General features: G+C 68.8%; 17 protein-coding genes. 8 read left to right on the forward strand and 9 right to left on the reverse strand.

Annotated features, from left to right (window positions below; genetic code table 11):
• Positions 1 to 114: 114 nt before the first annotated feature.
• The gene (gene rpsP / locus LZC94_25600; GenBank protein ID WXB11236.1) at positions 115 to 378 is read right to left on the reverse strand and encodes a 30S ribosomal protein S16; all 264 of its coding nucleotides are present in this window, start codon (positions 376 to 378) and stop codon (positions 115 to 117) included.
• A 217-nt stretch (positions 379 to 595) separates the two neighbouring features.
• Positions 596 to 1042 (reverse strand): SCP2 sterol-binding domain-containing protein, encoded by a 447-nt coding sequence (locus tag LZC94_25605; protein WXB11237.1) that lies wholly within the window; start codon positions 1040 to 1042, stop codon positions 596 to 598.
• A gap of 187 nt (positions 1043 to 1229) precedes the next feature.
• Here LZC94_25605 and LZC94_25610 point away from each other — a divergent pair, with 187 nt between their 5' ends.
• The 7 genes from LZC94_25610 to LZC94_25640 all read left to right on the forward strand — a co-directional run bounded on the left by LZC94_25610 (position 1230) and on the right by LZC94_25640 (position 7907).
• Positions 1230 to 1850, forward strand: coding sequence for a sigma-70 family RNA polymerase sigma factor (locus tag LZC94_25610; protein ID WXB11238.1), 621 nt, complete (start codon positions 1230 to 1232; stop codon positions 1848 to 1850).
• The gene (locus LZC94_25615) at positions 1847 to 2485 is read left to right on the forward strand and encodes a hypothetical protein (GenBank protein WXB11239.1); all 639 of its coding nucleotides are present in this window, start codon (positions 1847 to 1849) and stop codon (positions 2483 to 2485) included. The genes LZC94_25610 and LZC94_25615 overlap by 4 nt, the downstream gene beginning before the upstream one ends.
• Positions 2482 to 3093 (forward strand): hypothetical protein, encoded by a 612-nt coding sequence (locus LZC94_25620; protein WXB11240.1) that lies wholly within the window; start codon positions 2482 to 2484, stop codon positions 3091 to 3093. The genes LZC94_25615 and LZC94_25620 overlap by 4 nt, the downstream gene beginning before the upstream one ends.
• On the forward strand, positions 3090 to 4079 hold the full coding sequence (locus tag LZC94_25625) for a lipid A biosynthesis acyltransferase (protein ID WXB11241.1): 990 nt from the start codon (positions 3090 to 3092) through the stop codon (positions 4077 to 4079). Before LZC94_25620 ends, LZC94_25625 begins: the two co-directional genes overlap by 4 nt.
• Before the next feature lie 13 nt (positions 4080 to 4092).
• On the forward strand, positions 4093 to 4833 hold the full coding sequence (locus LZC94_25630; protein WXB11242.1) for a hypothetical protein: 741 nt from the start codon (positions 4093 to 4095) through the stop codon (positions 4831 to 4833).
• 157 nt (positions 4834 to 4990) lie between these two features.
• Entirely contained in the window at positions 4991 to 6154 is a 1164-nt protein-coding gene (locus tag LZC94_25635; GenBank protein WXB11243.1) for a hypothetical protein, read from the forward strand.
• A 262-nt stretch (positions 6155 to 6416) separates the two neighbouring features.
• Positions 6417 to 7907, forward strand: a complete 1491-nt coding sequence (locus LZC94_25640) for a TolC family protein (protein ID WXB11244.1) — start codon at positions 6417 to 6419, stop codon at positions 7905 to 7907.
• Positions 7908 to 8046: 139 nt separating this feature from the next.
• On the opposite strand, the gene LZC94_25645 is transcribed toward LZC94_25640, so the two are convergent.
• The 3 genes from LZC94_25645 to mutY all read right to left on the reverse strand — a co-directional run bounded on the left by LZC94_25645 (position 8047) and on the right by mutY (position 12212).
• Positions 8047 to 9441 (reverse strand): TolC family protein, encoded by a 1395-nt coding sequence (locus tag LZC94_25645; protein WXB20245.1) that lies wholly within the window; start codon positions 9439 to 9441, stop codon positions 8047 to 8049.
• Between the two features lie 109 nt (positions 9442 to 9550).
• Positions 9551 to 11059 carry a sigma-54 dependent transcriptional regulator gene (locus LZC94_25650; GenBank protein WXB11245.1) on the reverse strand — a complete coding sequence of 503 codons (1509 nt, stop codon included), beginning with the start codon at positions 11057 to 11059 and terminating at the stop codon, positions 9551 to 9553.
• A gap of 25 nt (positions 11060 to 11084) precedes the next feature.
• Positions 11085 to 12212, reverse strand: coding sequence for an A/G-specific adenine glycosylase (gene mutY / locus LZC94_25655; protein ID WXB11246.1), 1128 nt, complete (start codon positions 12210 to 12212; stop codon positions 11085 to 11087).
• On the opposite strand from mutY, the gene LZC94_25660 reads away from it, so the two are divergent.
• A complete protein-coding gene (locus LZC94_25660; GenBank protein ID WXB11247.1) occupies positions 12195 to 12410 on the forward strand; it encodes a hypothetical protein in 216 nt (71 codons plus the stop codon). The two genes, mutY and LZC94_25660, sit on opposite strands and share 18 nt — an antisense overlap.
• Before the next feature lie 4 nt (positions 12411 to 12414).
• Here LZC94_25660 and LZC94_25665 read toward each other — a convergent pair whose 3' ends face one another.
• The 4 genes from LZC94_25665 to LZC94_25680 are packed head-to-tail and all read right to left on the reverse strand — an operon-like array spanning position 12415 to position 18001.
• On the reverse strand, positions 12415 to 14439 hold the full coding sequence (locus tag LZC94_25665) for a hypothetical protein (protein WXB11248.1): 2025 nt from the start codon (positions 14437 to 14439) through the stop codon (positions 12415 to 12417).
• A gap of 36 nt (positions 14440 to 14475) precedes the next feature.
• Positions 14476 to 16005, reverse strand: coding sequence for a 2-oxo acid dehydrogenase subunit E2 (locus tag LZC94_25670; GenBank protein ID WXB11249.1), 1530 nt, complete (start codon positions 16003 to 16005; stop codon positions 14476 to 14478).
• Between the two features lie 57 nt (positions 16006 to 16062).
• Positions 16063 to 17037: an alpha-ketoacid dehydrogenase subunit beta gene (locus LZC94_25675; GenBank protein ID WXB11250.1), complete on the reverse strand. Its 975-nt coding sequence runs from the start codon at positions 17035 to 17037 to the stop codon at positions 16063 to 16065.
• Positions 17038 to 17047: 10 nt separating this feature from the next.
• On the reverse strand, positions 17048 to 18001 hold the full coding sequence (locus tag LZC94_25680; GenBank protein WXB11251.1) for a hypothetical protein: 954 nt from the start codon (positions 17999 to 18001) through the stop codon (positions 17048 to 17050).
• Positions 18002 to 18040: the final 39 nt, after the last annotated feature.

An 18040-nucleotide genomic window follows, 5' to 3' on the forward strand; every position in this document is an offset into this window, starting at 1 on the left:
GCAACGAAAACGAGCGCGGAGCGAGCGAACGGCGCAAACAGAACAGAACAGCTCGAGGAACGACGAACGGCAGCGCGCGGAATCCGACAACAGATGAGACAGACGAGACCGAAGCTACTTGGCTTCGGTCGCGGCGGCGGCTTTCTGCAGGCGCTTGAGCAGGCGGGTGACGGTCTCCGACGGCTGCGCTCCCCGACCACGCCAGAACGTGAGCCGCTCCTGGTCCACGTGAAGGAGGGAGTCGCCCTTGGACGGATCGTAGGTGCCGATATTTTCCAGGAAGCGACCGCCCCGCGGGCTGCGATGGTCGGTCACGACCAGACGATAAAAGGGACGCTTCTTTGCACCGGCGCGGGCGAGACGAATGTGAACGGCCATGAGGCTTTTATCCTAGAGGGACGAGCGGTTCCGAAATTGTCCCTGTCCTCGAAAAGAGCCTAGCATTGGCGGTTGCCCATGCCACTCGAGAGCAGGGTGAGTTGGGGGGCGCACGCTATTTCACTGGGCGTGCCGGGTCAAGGGAAGTCTGCGCGAAAGCGCTCGCAAAACCAAAAAAGAGACGGGGCAACCGGCCGGGAAAGCGCCAGCACAATGCTCAACCGTTGACCGACATCACCCGGGTGAGTCGCATCAACATGGGGAAATGAAAGGCCATTCCATAGATGTGGACCCTGCCCGCGCGCAGGTCGGAGACCACCGAGCGCATCAACGAGAGCTCGTTCTTGTCGCGGGGGTTTGGGATGGGCAGGCCAAGCGGACGGGTGAGCGGTAGGTTGGAGAGCGCCAGAATGGTGTCCGACCCGCCGCGGATGGTGACATCGGGGATGCCGACGATGCCATCGTGGATGGTGAGCCTCCCCTTCGCGAACCGGAGGGTCAGGGCCACCTCGGCGTCCTCCGCTACGATGGAAAAAGACCCGTCGAGGGCGGCAAAGTCTCGCTTTTTATGCGGTTTCGCCTCCAGATTCTGACGGACCAGATCCGCCAGCATCACCGCCAGACCATTGTCTTCCGCGCCCTGGGCCAACGAGACGTCGCTCACGGGAGCCGTCTTAGCATTTTTGCGAGGCCGTCGCGCCGTCGTGGTTGCACTCTGTAAGCTTTGCCGCAAGGCCGGCGTTGGTCCTCATGTGACTGCGACTGCTTGTGCCTTCCTGACGGCGACCCTGGACCCAGGGGTGGAGATCTTCTTCGGGGTATCGAACGTCGACACGGCTATGCTCGGGCCCGTGCATTCGCGTTCCTCGACGCGCGAAGACGAGCTCGAGCTCGAGCGGCAGCTCGTCGTCCGTGCCCAAGCGAAGGATCGCGAGGCGCTCGGGGAGCTTTTGGGTCGCTATGGGCCGGGCCTCTATCGCAGCGTGCTCCTTCCGAGGCTCGGATCGGAGGCGGCCGCCAAGGATGCGCTCGCCGATACCTACGCCAAGGTGGTGGAGCGAATCGATCGGTTCACGTGGCAAAACGTGGGGTTCTACCCCTGGCTGCGGACGTTGGCGCTGCGCGTGGCCATCGACCAACTGCGGGCGCGAAAGCGCATGCTCGTCTGGGACGCCGACGACGTGGAGCGGTCGCTCGATGCGGACGCGGGCGGCGACGGCGGCACCGATCAATCCCTGAGCGAGCACCAGGATCGCGCGGCGGCCCGGGCCAAAGTGACCCACGCGATGGGCACCATCCACCCGCGTTATGCGCGCGCCATCCAGCTGCGTATCCTGGAGGAGAGGCCACGCGAGGAGGTGGCTACTTTGCTCGAAGTCACCCCCGCCACGTTCGACGTTCTCTTGCATCGCGCCATCGCCGCGCTCAAGAAGGCGCTCGCCAGTGCTAAAGAATCGGAAGACACGCCATGACGACGCCCCAAAAACCGCGGAGCATGGACGATCCGGACCTCGAGCCGACGGAGCCCACCGAAGAAGAGCTGCGCGCCGCCGAGGCGCTGCGCGATGCGCTCGACCTCGATCCGAATGCCGACCCGGGCTCCCGCTCCGCCAACGAGGACGCCGAGTTCGCGCGCGCGCTCGCCCTGGCCCACCATCCGCGGCTCATGGCGCCCGAGGAGCATCGCGCCATCCTGGATCGCGCCCTCGCGCAGCTGGACGCGGCACCACGAGCGCCGCAAACGCCCCCGACGAAGGGCGCCGCGGCGGCGCCCTCGAAGCGTGGCGGCGTGGTGGTGCGCGTGGCCTTTGGGACGGCGGCCGCGGCCGCGCTCTCCTTGGCCGCCGCGTATGCGCTGATGGTGAGCTTCGCGAGCACGAAGAGAGCCGAACCTCCCGCACCTGCTGCAGCGGCCGCGCCGATGGCGACCGCGATGCAAGCGCCGGGCACCGGCGAGGCGAAGCTCGCGGTGGCGCGCTCGACGCAGCCGCTCTTTGGCGAGCCCTTTCCCACGACGGGCGGAACGAGCGCGCGGATCGATCGCATCGCGCGGGCACGCGCCTCGGACTTGCGCGACAACCGCTTTGCGCGCTGGGGGGTTCGATGAACGTCCCGAGGTGGCTCTTGGCGCTGGCCGCCGTGGCGCTGCTGGCGCCTGCAGCGTGCAAAGACAAGGCAGCGGAGCTCGCGCCGCCGGAGTCGCGCTCCGCCCGTGCTTCTTCGCCCAAAGGCGATCCGGAGGCGCCGGTCGATCCGCAGCTGCTCGCCTATCTCTCGCAGGCGCGGGCGCTGCACCATGAAGCGAACGTGCACGAGGCGAGCAACGATCCCGCGCGCGCCATCGCGGCGCTGGAGCAGCTGACGAAGGCGGCGAGGCCGCGCCCGGGGGCGGTGGTGCCGGAGATCGACGAGGTGCTGGCCGATACGTATGCGCGGCTCGCGGAGCTTCGCATGCGGGCGGGGAACTTCGACGGCGCCGCACGCGACGTCGAGCAAGGCCTCGCCCATGCGAAAGAGCCCACCTATTTCCGCGGTCACTTGTTCGAGGTGGCCGGCATCGTGGAAGAAGCGCGCGCCGTCTCCCTGGCCGACGCCGGGCGCCCCGCCGACGTGACCCGCGCCCGCGAGCGCGCGCTCACCCACCTGCGCGAGGCGGTGGAGATTCAGAACCGGGTCATCCAGGGGGACGTGCCGAGGCCCGCCTCCACCCCATGAACGCGCCGCCGCGCGAAGGAGCGGCCCCCGACGTGCGCGAAGGGGGACGATGGGGCACCGCCCAAGCCGCGAAGAACGCGCTCCTCTATTGGATCATTCGCGCGGTGCTGGCCACCCTCACCTCTTTGCCCCCGCGCCGTTTGCGCGCCCTCGGACGCGGCCTGGGCGCATGCGTGCACCTCGCCCACCCGCGCCTGCGAAAGCTCGCGCGCGCCAATGTACAGCGCGCGCTCCCGCATCTGGACGAAGCCTCCACGCAAAGCCTCGTCGCGGCGGCGTACCGGAACCTCGGCGGCCACTTGGGCGATGCGGTGGCCTCGCTCCGGCCGGGCGCCGCGGTTCGTACGCTCCCCTTCCCCGAAAAAGACCGCGCCATTCTGCGCGAGGCGCAGCGCGAAGGGCGCGGCGTATTGTTCGTCTCGGCCCACCTCGGGCCTTGGGAGCGGGTGGCCGCCACCTTGGTCGACCACGGCTTCGCGCTGACCACCGTGGCCCGCGAAAGCTACGATCCACGCCTGACGGCCCTCTACGATCGGCTGCGCGGGGGGGTGGGGGTGCGATCCATCTACCGCGGCGCGGCGGGGGCGCCCTTTCGCATGCTGCGCACCTTACGCGCGGGCGGCGTGTTGGGGATGCCGATGGATCTTCGCGCGCGGGTGCCCTCCATCGCGGTTCCCTTCCTTGGCATACCTGCTGCGACACCCGTGGGCCCTGCCCGTATGGCATGCCGAACGGGGGCTGCCGTGGTCATCGGAACCGCCGCGCGCGGCGCGGACGGCGCGATGGTGTTGACGGTCACACGCATCCCCATCGATGACCTTGGATGCGCGATCGACCGCGCGGCCTCGGAGCGTTGCCTCACGGAGCGGATCAACGATGAGCTCTCGCGCCGCATCCTGGATCTCCCCGAGCAGTGGGTATGGATGCACCCGCGGTGGCCCGACCCGACCAAAGGCCGCGATGCGCAATCGCATGGCGTGACATAGACTCACTAGCATCGTGAGCCGGCAAACCGATCCAGAAGGCGATCAAGATGCGCAAAACCCGCACGTGCCCGAAGGCGAAACGGCCCCGAAGAACGAAGACGCGACGGACGGCGCGAACGAGCGGGGCGACGGAAACGAGTCGAACGAGCCGGAGCTTCATCGAATTCGCTCCTTGGCCCTGAGCGAGCGCCCCACCCCCACGAGCAACGCCAGCGTGCTATCCCTCGCCAACGCCCATGTCGCCGCCGCGCTGGCGGACGACGAGGGCTACGAGGCGCACGAGAGAGACCGCACGGACCACGCGGCCCCCGCCGCCGCGATGCCCAAGCGCGGGCCCTCGCCCAGCACCCCCGACGTGCAGGACGTGCAGGTCAGCCACCCGGCCGACGTCGTCGGGGAAATGCGGGATCGCTTCTCGCTGGGCGACTACACGGGCGCGTTGGCGGCCGCGGAGGCCCTGCTGGTGGATTTCCCGGAGCATACCGAGGCACGGCGGTGCGCCGACAACTGCCGGTCGGTGCTCGAGCAGATGTACGCGGCGCGCATAGGCCCGCTCGATCGGATCCCCCACGTGGCGGTGCCGCGTGAAAAGCTTCAGTGGCTATCCATCGATCACCGAGCCGGCTTCGTGCTATCGCACGTCGACGGTGTCTCGAGCCTTCAAATGATCATGGCCGCCTGCGGCATGCCCATGCTCGATGTCTTGCGCATCTTGCACGAACTCGTTCATAGTCGGGTGATTGCGTTTCGATAGCGAATCCGAGACTCATGCTCAGGGCTGCGAGGGCGTTCGCTCGAACCGGCGCTAGATCACACAGAGCACTCACGCAAGGTCAAATTGTATCGCACCTCGAAATCAGACTCTCTCTCGTTGCGCGACATCCACGTCGCAGCTACACCCTAAAAACCGTATGGACGCGCACGAAAACGAAGCCAAACGTCTGAGGCAAGACGTGGAGTGGGCTCTCCAAAGCGCGCTCGACCCCGGGGAGGTCCTCCCGCTTCTTCATCGGTTGACGCGTACGGCGGCGCCGGCGAGCGAAGAGAGCGTCTATGCCCATCGGCAGCTTGCCGAGCTCCTCGTCGAGCGACATCCATGGCGCGCCGCGCTCCATGCCCGCAAGGTCCTGCTCTGGGTCAAAGACGACGATCGCGCTTGGGCCGTCTTGGGTCTCTGCCAAACCTTGTTGGGAAACTACAAGTATGCGGCCATGGCATACTTCCGTGCCCTCAGCGCGTCGCCGAAGAACCCGTGGTACGCGCACAACCTGGGGCACCTCATCGACGTGGCGCTCGGCCGCGCGGAGGAGGCCGTGGTCTGGTTGCAGACCGCCTACGAGGGCGCGGTGGGCAACCGCGAAATCGCCGCGTCCTTCGCGCACGCGCTGGCGCGCGCCGGCAAGCTGCAAGAGGCCAAGCGCGTTCTGTCCCGCGCCATGAAGCGCGGCGTCTCGCGCGAGCAGGCCGCCCTCTGGCGCTGGCTGGAAGCGGGAGCCCCGCCTGACGGCGACGCCGCCTCCGGGGCCGCCGCCTCGCGCATCTCGTTTCAGTTGCCGAGTCGGGCCCCGAGCCGGCTCCCAAGCCCGCTCGCGGGTCAATCCCGTCAGCCCACCGAGCTGCGGCTATCGGGCCGGCCCCCGCAAGCGGGCGATCTGCGGCTCTCGGGCAGGGCCCCGCAGGCGACCGAATTGGGGCCGCTCGATTCCATCGAGCGCGCCCCCGCCACGCGCCGTCGCAAGCCGCGCAAGAGCGCGGAGGAGTCGGCCGCGGAGCTCGACGCCTCCTTGGTGCGCGGCCTCGAGAACCTCCCGCTCGATGCGCGCCAGCGCGCCCGGGCGCTGGTCATCGCGCGCGAGCCGGCGGTGCGAAAGCTGGCGGAGGATGGCCCCACCGTGCAAGGGCTGGCCGCGGCGCTCGCATACACCATCGTGTACCTCGATCACGTGCCGCTCACGCAGGCCGAGGTGGCCGCGTCGTTTCGCGTGAGCGCCGCGAGCCTCCGCGGGCGTTTCAGCGCCCTTCGCGCGGCGCTTCGAATCGCGCCGGGGCATGCGCCGCACTATCAACGGCATTAATCTCATGAGCTTCGCGCTTCGAAGCGTTTCGATGGCGCGCCTCGGTTCCTTTATCGGCCGGTGACGGCGCCCGTTGCGTGTCGTTGCGCTCGTCGCGGTGGCACGAGATGGGATGGAGAACGCAGTTGACCGCGGGTTGGAGCTAGGGTCTTTCGTCGGGTTTTCAAGACGCGTTTCTGGTCAAAATAGCGACGTTTTCGCACTTTTTTTTCTTCACAAAGCTGTAGGTGCTCACGGCACTGCTTCGGCTACAGTGCGCCGCATGCGACAGTCCGTACGCGTCCGCTCCACTCTTGCTCTTTCTGCAATCGTTGCATTGGCCACATGGGCGCCGACCTCGTACGCCCAGCAGCCCTCGAAGCGCCCGCCGAAGACGCCGGCGGCGCAGCCTGCCGCACCGACCACCCCCGCGCCGCCCCTCAACACGCCGCTCGAGGTCCCGCCGCCGCCGACGGTGAACGATCCGATGCTCGCGCCGGTGCCCCCGGCGGCGAAGAACGTGGGAAGCTGGGAGCAGGCGCTGGACATGGTGCGCGCGCGCTCGACCGATCTTCGCATCGCGTTCGACCAGGTGAAGGCCGCCGAGGCGCAGTCGCGCGTGGCGCTGGGGAGCGCGCTGCCGACGCTCCAAGGCACCGGCGCCGCGACCTACAACTTTTTGACGAAGGACCAGCAGCAGATCGCGGGCCTCGACGTGACGGGAGGCACCATCACGCCGCGCTTTCAGTCGGTGGAGAGCCCCACGCGGGGACCGTTCCTCACGGGGAGCTTGGTGGCCGCGGTGCCGCTGCTCTCGCCGCGCGCGTGGTATGGCATCGGGACGGCCCACGCGACCGAAGACTTCGCGCGCCTCTCGGTCGAAGACGCCAAGCGCACGATCGCGCTCAACGTGGCCAACTCGCTCATCGGCGTGGTCACCGCCGAGCGGGTGGCGGAGCTGAATCGCATCGGCTTCCGCAGCGCGCTGGAGCGCCTGGAGCTCGCGCAGCGGCGAAAGCAGCTCGGCGCCGCCACGGGCCTCGACGTGGTCCGCGCGCAACAGGACGTAGAGTCCGCGCGCGCCACCTTGGTGACGGGCGACGAGTCGCTCCGCAAGACGCGCGAGGCGCTGGGGCTGGCGCTGGGCACCGGAGAGCCCATCGGCGTCGAGCCGTCGATCAGCCTCGATGGCATCGAGAAGAGCGCGGGCACCGCGTGCAAGCCGGCGGGCAGCATCGAAGAGCGCGCCGACATCGCGGCGGCCCGCCAGAACGTGGTCCGCACGGAGCGAACGATCACCGACGCGAAGTACCAGTACTCGCCGACCATCACCGCGCAGTCGACCTTGTCGGCCACCAGCGTCGATTCGAACCAGCAAAACCCGACCTGGAACATCCAGGCCATCCTCTCCGTCCCCTTCTACGACGGCGGGATCCGCGACGGCCAGCGCCGCGCCGCCTACGCCGCCACCGATCAGGCCGAGCAGCAGCTCGTCGCCAAGCGCCGGGCGGCCGAAGTCGACGTCGCGCGCGCGCGCCGTCAGGTCTCGGTGGCCACCGACTCCCGCAAGGTCGCGGCCGACGCGCGCCAGCTGGCCGCCGAGCTGGATCGGCTAACCCGTGCACAATACATCGAAGGCGAAGGCACCAGCCTCGATCTCGTCATCGCCGGCTCCGGGCTCCGCAACGCGGACGTGAACTTGGCGCTGCGCGACTTCGAATTGGTGCAAGCGCGCATCGTCTCGCTGCTCGCCCTGGCGAACTGCCCGTTCTGACCGTACGCGCAGGCGCGCGCGCCACGTAAACTGGCGCGCCGCCCGCCTCGACGAAGCCGCCGGCCCCGCGAAGCGCGCCGCCCGCCTCGACGAAGCCGCCGGCCCCGCGAGCGAAGCACCGGGGCCCGGCGCGCCGCGACTATTTCTTCGGCGCCGCCGCGTCCCAGCCTGAAACGCGCGCGAGATCGGCCAGCGCCAGGTTGTAGTCCATGGTCGCCGTCATATGACTCAGACGGGAGTCGACGAAGACGCGCAGCGGCTCGGTGAGCTGTTTTTCGTCTTTGGTGCCCAGATCGATGGCGTCTTGGACGCTCGAGATCCAACCTTTGGCCTTGTGCTCGGCCTTGGCCCACATTTGCTCGCGGCGGCGGGCGTCGAGCATCACGCCATAGGCGTTCTCCACCTCGACGGCGATGCCGCCGAGCGAGTTGCGCTCCAGCGCGCGCGCCTCTTCGAGCGCCGCCTCCGCGCCGGCGACGCGGGCCTGCCCGGGCAGAATGTCGAGCGACCAGCGCGCCCCGAGGGCGGCGGAGTACGTAAAGCGGTTGAACGGATCGGTCACCCACGCGTTGTCCTGGCGGATGACGCTGGGGGCGGTCGAATAGTTCATGTTGAAGAGCAGCCCGATATCGGGAAAGAGCCGCGCCCGCGCCACCTCGAGGCTGGCGCGACGCTGGGAGATGGTCGCGCGCGCCTGGTTGACCTCGGCGCGGAAAAGGCGCGCCGCCGCGAGGTACGAGACGACGGGGCGGACCTCCACGTCCGACGGCGCCAGAGGCTCGTCGGGGATGTCGAAGTCGCGGGCCACGCCGGTCATGAACCGGAGCGCCGCCATCGCGAAGTTCTCGGCTTTGTCGGGCTCGCCCGCGCGCGCCAGGAGCTGATCGCGGTAGACCTCGAGCCGGATGCGATCCACCTCGTCGACCCCGGCCTCACCGTTGTCGAGCTTCTCTTGCAGCGCCTCGATGGCTTTGTTGAGCCTGTTGTGGATGTCGTTCAGGAGGTAGCGGGCGTCGCGCGCCAGCATGGCCCCGTAGAAGGCCCGGCGCACGTCCATGCGCACCTGCTGGCGCCACTTCTCGACGTCCCACTCCCCGACCCGAACCTGCGCCTCGGCGGCGCGCCGCGCCCACTCGATTTTGCCGAAGGTGTAGAGCGGGATGGTCCCGTTGATCGAGAACTGGATGAACGGGTTCAGGCCGTCCGTGAAGTTCGTGTTGAGCAGGTTGGCGGGCGCCGCCGTGTAATAGGGCGTGCCCCCAATTTGCGGCAGGACGCCGAAGGTCACCTGGCTGGTCCACTGCCAGAACGGCGTCCACTTGGCCTCCTCGAGCTGCGCGTGGAAGCCGGCGAGCCGGGCGCGAGCGGCCCAGAGGTTCGGGTGGTTGCGATCGGTCATCGCAAGGCACTCGGCCAAGGTGTACGTGCGGTGCTTGGCAGCAGCTTGCGCGCCGGCCGCCGCGGGCTCGGGCTTCTTCGCGGGTTCGTCGTCCTCGAGATCGCCGGCGCGCGCCAGCGGCGCGAACGCGGTCACGCTCAACAACGCGGAAAGTACGAGATAGCGGATACGACCCATCCGTCGCGGCGGACAGTAGTACGGCCGAGCGCACATGCCTACCCGCTTTGGCGGAAACCGCGCTCTCTCACAAAGGAGCCTTCTTCAACGGGATGCGCCGTTTGACGATGCGCCGGAAGTTCGACCGATCGAGCCCAGCATGGCGGGCGGCCGCCGACAGGTTTCCCCCGGACCTGTCGAGGACCTCGCGGACATACCCCTCGTCGAACGCCTGCATGGCCCGCCGCTTGGCCTCCGCATACGGAAGGGCAAACAGATCCACCCCGCCCACCGACGACACCGGGGTGTCCTCCCCACCGCTCCGCCACTCCGCCGATTCCCGCGAGCCACCGTGCTCCGGCAGCGCCGCCAACGCTGCCAGCGACGCGCTCACCCCGCCCGCCCCGGCGGAGGCGGGCGCACCAATTTGCGGCAGATCGCCGAGCTCGATCATTTCCCCTTGCGCGAGCACGAACGCGTGCTCCACCGCGTGCTCGAGCTCGCGCACATTGCCCGGCCACGAGTGGCCCTTGATGGCGCGCATGGCCTCCGCGCTCATGCGCTTGGGCGCCCGGCCCATTCGGCGCGCCAGCTTTTGCAGCACGTGGTGGGTCAGGAGCACCACGTCGTCGTCGCGCTCGCGCAGCGGGGGCACGTGGATGGGGATGACATTGAGCCGGTAATAGAGATCGCGACGGAAGGTTCCATCGGCGATGCGCTGCTGGAGATCCACGTTGGTCGCCGCCAGCACGCGCACGTCGACGAAGCGCGTCTCGTCGGAGCCCACCCGCTTGATCTCACCGTCCTGAAGCGCCCGCAAGAGCTTCACTTGCGCGGCCAGCGGCAGATCGCCGACCTCGTCCAAGAAGAGCGTGCCGGAGTTCCCGGTCTCGAACAAACCGGTCCGCGCGTTCTGCGCGCCCGTGAAGGCGCCGCGCACGTGGCCAAAGAGCTCACTCTCGACCAGCTCTTTGGGGATGGCCGCGCAGTTGACGGGCACGAACGGGCGATCGGCCCGCGCCGAGTGCTGGTGGATGGCGCGGGCCACCAGCTCCTTGCCGGTGCCGCTCTCGCCGAGAATGAGCACGGTCGACGTGGCGCTCGAGACGCCTTCGATGAGCCGATACACGGCTTGCATCTTGGGCGACGTGCCGACCATTTCGCCGAAGCGCTCGTGCGCGACCAGCCGCTCCTCCAGGCGCGCGGCGCGCTCCACCAGCCGCTTGTGATCGGCGGCCTTGGTGACCGCCAGGGCCACGGCGTCGTTGGAGGCGAAGGGCTTGGTCAAAAAGTCGTAGGCGCCCGACTTCACCGCGGCCACCGCCGAGTCGACGTCGGCGTGCGCGGTCATCATCACCACCTCGACCCGCGGGTGCGTGCGCTTGGTGTGCTCGAGGACCTCGAAGCCACCCATGCGCGGCATCATCAAGTCGCACAGGATGACCTCGGGCTCGTTCGACTCCAAGAGCTCGAGGGCGCGGTCGCCATCCTCGGCCATTTCCACCGCGAAGCCGCGCGCTGCAAGGATGCGCGCGAGGCTGCGTCGCAACCCTGCTTCGTCGTCCACGATGAGCACGCGAACCGGCTCGTCGGTCACTTGAGCACCACCCCTGTCGACCAATCTAGCGCCTTTCGACTTCGATACCGCATGTCCGCAGCACTTTTCGTGCGAGGGTGCTCATTCCCCGGGACATTGCGGCCTTTCGGTCGACCCACTCCAGCGCGTCGTACTCGGCGTGGTCGTGCGGAAGTCCAGCGCGTTCCACACGGACGGCGGTGCGATAGACGGCGATGGTCATCTTCCGGTGCGAGAGAATGTGCGTGACCTGCCCCGCGAGCTCCGGGTCCGGCCCCTTCACCCCGGTGAGCGCCACGAGCCGCGCGGGGTCGTCCTGCACGTTTTCGACATCGAGCGACGGCGGCTCCCACAGCCCGCCGAACACGAGCTCGCGCTTGCGCCGCGCGAGCAGCAAGCGCTCCTCGCCCCGGGTGGCCACCAGCGCGGCGCGCGGCCAGGGGCGCGGCTTGGCCTTGGGCGCCATGTTGGGCAATCGTTCGGGCTCGCCGCTCGCGAACCCCGCGCACGAGCCGCGCACCGGGCAGCGCCCGCACGCGGGGGACTGCGGCGAGCAAATGGTCGCGCCCAGCTCCATCAGCGCCTGATTGAAATCGCCGGCGCCGACCTCCGGCACGATGGACTCCGCGAGCTCCCAGATGCGCGCGCGCCCCTTCCCTGCGCGCACGTCCTCCTCGACCCCGAAGATGCGCGCGAGCACGCGCGCGACATTGCCATCGACCAGCGGCGCGCGCGTGTCGAACGCGATGCTGGCGACGGCGCCCGCCGTGTAGGGCCCGATGCCGACGATGCCGCGAAGCTCCGAGGCGGCGCGCGGAAACTTGCCGTCGAAGTCGCGCACCACCTGGCGCGCGCCCTCGTGGAGCATGCGCGCGCGGCGGTAGTAACCGAGGCCGCTCCAGTCGGCGAGCACGCGCTCCAGCGGCGCCTCGGCCAGCGCGTGCACCGTGGGGTACGTGGCCACGAACCGCTCGTAGTAGGGCCGCACGGTGTCCACGCGCGTCTGCTGGAGCATCACTTCGCTCAGCCAAATGGCGTACGGGTCTTTGGTCGCCCGCCACGGAAGGTCGCGTTTTTCCTTCGCATACCACTGCAGAAGAGCGCGCTGCAGACGCCGCGGTTGCGCGGTCGCCCCCGCGTGCTCATCTTTCTCGTCGTGAGCTCGAATCGTCATCTCAATCCCGGTCTCGCCGCCGTTCTTTCGTTTTTCATTCCGGGCGTCGGCCAGTTCTACAACGGCAAGTTCCTCCGCGGGATCTTTTGGCTCATCATCACCCCCGGGCTGTGGGTGGGCACCGGCGGCACCCTCGGGTGGATCTGCCACATCATCGCCGCCTACACCGCGTACTCCTACGCGCGCAGCCGGAGCTGAGACGTCAGCGCGTCTTGGCGGTGACGGGGGAAAATACGTACTCGAGCGCGTAAGGCCCCTGGCTGCCCCGCGCCTGGCCATCGACGACGGCAAAATAAACGCCGGCGTCGAGCACCGTGTCGATATGTGCACGGTACACATTGCTGCCGTCGCTGTTGCACGCGATCTCCGGCGACGCGCTGCCCGACGCGCCATCGACGCACGCGCGCCGCAAGGTGAGCACGGGGCTGTAGCCGGTGCTGGTGACATTCAGCCGGACCCTGCCGCGCGCGGGGAGCGCGATGCGGTACACCGCGTCGGGCGACGCTTGCGCATCGTAGCTGCCGGCGCACGTGCCCACGAACTTGTCGCTCCCGCCGGCGGTCGTCCCCTTCACGGTCTGCCCGCTGACGAGCGTGCGCGCCGCGCGGCACGCCGTCTCTTGGGCCGCCACCTCGCGCAGCCGGAAGGCGAACGAGAAGCGCCCCATGCCCATGTTCGCGTCGCCGTCGACGACCAGGTAATACACGCCCGGCTCCACCACGTGGTCGATGGACGCGCTGCACGCGAGCTCGGTGCTCACGTCGGAGCACGCTTTGCGAAGGGCCAGCACATGGCTCCCCTCCTGGCGCTCGAGCTGCGCTTGGAGGCGTGAGCGCTTCGCGACCTCGACCCGGTAGATCACGTCGGGGGCCCCGGTGCCGCCGCATCGCACGGAGACATCGTCGCGGGCGAGGAAGGTGTCGCCGGCGGCCGCGGGATCGACGGCGCCGAGGAGGGTGGCGTCGGCGCAGGTGTCACCGGGGATGCCGGCCTGGCCGTTCTCGGGGGCCACCTCGGCGGCCACGCTGTAGCTGCCGTCGGCGTCGCGATCGGCGCCGTCGGCGATGACGGCGTAGCTGCCGGGATCGAGCACGGTGGCGAAGGTGGCCTCGCCGGCGGCGAACCCCGAGTCGGTGCACCCCACCTCGCTCTTGGTGTCGGTGCACCGCTTGCGCACGTGGAGCACGGGGGTGAAGTCGTTCGAGCGCTCCACGATGCGCACGCGCGCGCGGCGGGCCAGATCGAAGCGGTACGGGGCGTCGGGGCCCTTGGCGCTGTCGCCGCAGCCGCCCGAGTGCAGGTGATCGTAGAGGCCGCGCGTGGAGGCGGTGGCGGGCACGCCGGTCGCGAGCATCCGCGCCTTTTGGCAGACCTCCTCCACCGTGGGCACGTCGGTCATGGCGACGTTCATCTTGTAGGTGCCGACCTCGCTCGAGTAGCCGTCGACGAAGAAGTAGTAGATGCCCGGATCGAGCTCCTCGTCGAGGTGCGAATCGTGGTCGTGCGGCGCGTCGTCGTTGCAGGCCACCTCGGCGTCGGGATCGGCGCAGTCCTCTTTGCGCAAGTAAATCACGCTGTCGAAGTGCGGGTTCACGTCGATGGTGACCCGCTTGCGCGTGGTGAGCTCGAAGCGGTAGACCACCTCGCGCGAGGTGGAGCTGGTGCACGTGCCTTCGTGCTCGCTCTCGCCGCGCGTGGTCGATCCGGTGAACGTGCCGGGCGAGAGCGCCATGGGCGAATCGCAGGTGCCCACCGCGGAGGCTGACACAACCGCCGAAGACGCCGGCGCCGCGCGCGCGCCGAACCCGCCGACCCACGTGGCCGCGAGCACGTCGCCCGCGCCCGCCGCCATCTTCACCACCAAGGTGTACGTTCCCGGCGCATCGACGCAGGTGCGAAGCACCGCCTGCGAGTCACGGGTCACGTCCTTGGCGAGCGGCGCGCCGCCGGGGCCGAGCAAGGTGGCGTCGAGATCGCGCACGCCTTGGCCGCCGAACAGGGCGATGGTGGTGCACTCGGCGACCAGCTCGAGGGGCAAGCGCGCCTCGCGCCCCTCGGCCAGAGAGGCGCGCTGAACGGGGCCCACTTGTGCGAGCCCCATGGCGGCGAAGGCGTTGTGCAGCGCGATGTAGCGCGGCTCCAGCTCCGGGCCGCGCGTCGTCACGCATGCTGCGATGGCCAGGGCCACCGCGAGCAAAAGAAAGGCGTGGAGTGAAGCGCGTTGCATCGGCGAAACCAAACGGCGGAGGAGCGCCGTTTCAGCTTACGCCATCTCCAGAAACAGACGATCCGGATTCTCCAAAAATCCGATGACATCGTACGCGAACGCCGCCCCCACATGGCCGTCGACGATGCGGTGATCGAAGGAGAGCGAGAGCAGCATCACCTCACCAATGACGATCTGCCCATCGCGCACCACGGGCTTCTGCTTGATTTGGTGCACGCCCAGGATGCCCACCTCGGGGAAGTTGAGGATGGGCGTGGCAAAGAGCCCGCCCTGCGCGCCCAAGGACGTGATGGTAAAGGTGGAGCCGCTCAAGTCCTCCACCTTGGATTTCCCTTCCTTTGCGTCGGTCGCCAGGCGGTCGATCTCGCGCGCGATCTCGAGGAGGCTCTTGCGGTCGGCGTTCTTCACCACGGGAACGATGAGCCCTGCGTCGGTGGACGAGGCGATGCCGATATTGAAGTACTTACGGTAGACGAGCTCGTTGGTGGTCTCGTCGAGCGCCGAGTTGAGGATCGGGTGCTTGCGAAGCGCGGCAATGACCGCCTTGGTGATGAACGGGAGGAAGCTGAGCTTCACGCCTTGGGCGTCCGCCGAGGGCTTCAGCCGCGCGCGCAAGGCCTTGAGCGCCGTGACGTCGCACTCTTCGACGAACGTAAAGTGCGCCGCGGTGGTCTTTGCCGCGGACATCTTGGTGGCGATGCGCCGCCGCATGCCGGCGAAGGGAACGCGCTCCTCGAGGGCGGCTGCGGGGCCTGCAGGCGGGGTGATGCGCACGGGCTCGCGCGTGAGCCCGGCCGGACGCGCCACCGCGGGCACATCGGCGGCCGCGGCAGGTGCCGAGGCGGACGGGGCGGCGGATGGGGGCGTTGCAGGCTGCGCCGGCTTTCCGGCGGGCTCCACGGCGGGGGCGCCTTGGTCCGCGTACGAGCGCACGTCGTCGCGCGTCACGCGGCCTTGGGGGCCGGTGGGCGGAACGCGCTTCAAGTCGATGCCGAGCTCGCGCGCGGCTTTGCGGGTGGCGGGGGTCGCCAGGGGCTTGGCATTGAAGTACGTCTCGGTGGCGCCCGCGGCCGAACCACCTGCGGCCGGTGCGCTACCGCCTGCCGATGCGCCGCTCGCGGCGGCCGGCTTGACGTCGGAGCGGATGCCCGGGAGCGTCTCGCGGATGTCGCCCACCGCGGTGGCGGCCGGGCCATCGTCGTGGCGCGCGGGGGTGCGGGGCTCGGCGCCGGCCCCGTTGCCGTTGCTCGAGCCGTTCGCGTGCGATGCGGATGCGGATGCGGGTCCGCTGGGGGCGGCTTTGACGTCGTGCGCGTCCCTCCCGTCGCTCACGTCGAGCACGACGAGCACGGCGTGCACGGCGGCGATATCGCCGACCTTGCCGCGCAGCTCGAGCACGGTGCCGGCGCGCGGCGAGGCGATGGTGACCGTGGCCTTGTCGGTCATCACCTCGACCATCGGCTGGTCTTCTTTGACCGGTTCACCGGGTGAAATGAGCCAGCTAACGATTTCACCTTCGGTCACACCTTCGCCGATGTCGGGCAGTTTGAATTCCCAGCGAGCCATAATCGTCTCCGAAGTCTTAGGACGCGGACGGCGCTCGTTCCACTCGAGGCGCCGCCGCTAGTATTTCGCCGTCGCGAGGACGGCGGGCAAAATACGATGGGCAAGAGGCAGATAGTCGTTTTCGAGCGTGTAAGGAAACGGCGTGTCGAAGCCGGTCACGCGAACCGGCGGCGCCTCCAAGTGAAGAAAAGCTTTCTCGTTGACGAGCGCAACGAGCTCCGCGCCGAATCCACAGGTCTTCGGCGCCTCGTGCACGATGATCACGCGCCCGGTCTTCTTCACGCTGGCCACGATGGCGTCGATGTCGACGGGCCAGAGCGTGCGCAGGTCGAGGATCTCACACGAGACTCCCTGCTTTTCAGCCTCGTCCGCGGCCGCGATCGCCTCGTAGACCATCGCGCCCCACGCGATGACGGTGACGTGCTCGCCCGGGCGAACGATGCGCGCCTTCCCGAGCTCCACCACGTGCTCGCCCTCGGGGACCTCGCCCTTGGCCGCGCGGTAAATGCGTTTGGGCTCGAAGAAGAGGACCGGATCGGGATCGCGCACGGAGGCGAGCAAGAGGCCTTTGGCGTCCTCGGGGGTGGAGGGGCACACGACCTTGAGGCCCGCCACGTGAATGAAGAGCGCCTCGGGCGACTGCGAGTGGTACAAGCCGCCGCGGATGCCGCCGCCCACCGGGGTGCGGATCACGAGCTTGGCCGAGTACTCGCCGCCCGAGCGATAGCGCATCTTGGCCAGCTCGCTCACGATCTGGTCGTAGGCCGGGAAAATGAAGTCCGAGAACTGGATCTCGGGGATGGGGACCAACCCGTACAGCGCCATGCCAATGGCGCACCCGATGATGCCTCCCTCCGACAGCGGTGTGTCGATGACGCGCTCGTCGCCAAACTCGTCGTAGAGGCCTTGGGTGACCCGGAACACGCCCCCGACCTTGCCGACGTCCTCACCGAGCACGACCACCCGCGAATCGCGTCGCATCTCGTGACGCAGTCCGTCGTTGATGGCCTGCACCATGTTCTGAGTCGCCATGGAAGCAGTCCTACCCCGGACGACGATTCGTTGGAACGACGATCCGACTCTCGGGCAGCACGACCGCATGACGGGCGACGGGTGCCGCCCCAGCCCCAAGCTCGGTGACGGCGCGCTCGATCTCCGCCGCGGCCTCCACCTCGAGCCGCGCTTCCCGCTCCGGGTCGAACGCTCCGCGCGCTTCCAAGTGACGGCGAAGCGCCGCCGCCGTGTCCTGGGGGAGGGCTTGTGCGCGGGGCACGCGCGCCTCGAGGAAGGTGGGACCGAGCCCCGCGACGGCGCGCCTTCGCGCCTCGCTTACGGCGCGCGCCACGGCGAAAAAGTCCGACCCGTCGCAAACCTGGGCCGAAATGCCGTAGGCGGACGCGAGATGGGCGGCGTGCTCCGCGTCTTGGGGCTCGGGGCTTGGCCGATCGGAGCGGGTCACGGCCAGAAAGATCGCCGGCGCCTTGAACACCCCCGCCAAGTTGACCCCGTTGTGAAACTCGCCCGTCTCGGCGATGGCATCCGCGAACGTCACCAACACCGCGAGCTCACGCCGCTCGATCTTCGCGCCCCACGCCACACCGACGCCCTGCGTCACATGGGCACCATTCCGCCAGTCGGACGCCACCGTTCGTCGTGCACGCGCATGCCACGGATGGGGGCCCCGTCCAAACGCATGCGCCACGAACGCGGCAAGCGTTGCCCCGCGCAACAGCGCGAGGGCGACCTCGTTCCCCTCCCCGACCACCCAATCGTCCGCACCGAGCGCAAACCCGGCGGCCACCGTGGGAATGTCCCCCCCCGGCTCCGCGGGCGTCGGCACCATCGCGCCTCTTTGCTCGAGCTCGCCCCACCGCACCTCGAGCGCACGGGCCCGCACCAAACACCGATACGCCTCGAGGAGATGCGGCAAGCGCGTCTCCAGCACATCGGCATCCACACGTGACTCCGCAACCGGCGGCACTTGGGGCGTAACCATTGCCTCGGACCTTACCCCGAAGCGGCGCTCGACCAAAGC

The organism is Sorangiineae bacterium MSr11954 (genome assembly GCA_037157815.1).
In the GTDB taxonomy this organism is placed as follows: Bacteria; Myxococcota_A; Polyangia; order Polyangiales; family Polyangiaceae; genus Pendulispora; species Pendulispora albinea.